The organism is Xanthobacter autotrophicus, from assembly GCF_029991245.1.
GTDB classification, from domain to species: Bacteria; Pseudomonadota; Alphaproteobacteria; order Rhizobiales; family Xanthobacteraceae; genus Xanthobacter; species Xanthobacter autotrophicus_C.
In genome coordinates, this window is sequence record NZ_JAIVFO010000465.1 from 1 (window position 1) to 388 (window position 388).

Sequence of the window (388 nt, forward strand, 5' to 3'; positions counted from 1 at the left end):
ACCTGCAATTGGCCCACGTAGGCGCTCAGCACCCGGCCCCAGCCGGCGGAGCCGTCCACGCGGCGGCCCAGCCAACGGTCCGCGGCGGGCAGCCAGGTGTCCAGCCAGCCGATGGGGATCTGGATGGAGACGGTGTCCACCACGTCCGGGAATTCCAGCAGGTAGCGGCGGCGCGAATCGATCAGGGCCAGGTCGCCGGGCAGCAGGCGCGCGGCGCCGGCATCGTCCTGCGCGACGTGGCAGGGCGCGGTGTCCTTGCAGAGCAGGTAGTAGAAGTTGTCGCTGCCCCCGCGGCGGATGGCCTGCTGCGTGCGGCGCACGCGCTGCCCGCTGCCGCTCACGCGGTTGAGGCGCAGGCCGCCGCAGGGCACGGAGGTGAGCGTGGCCG

1 protein-coding gene is annotated in these 388 nt (G+C 73.7%); it reads right to left on the minus strand.

What is annotated here, in order from left to right:
• Positions 1–388: hypothetical protein (locus K9U41_RS23705; protein ID WP_282643265.1), on the minus strand; the 388-nt coding region annotated here is incomplete at both ends.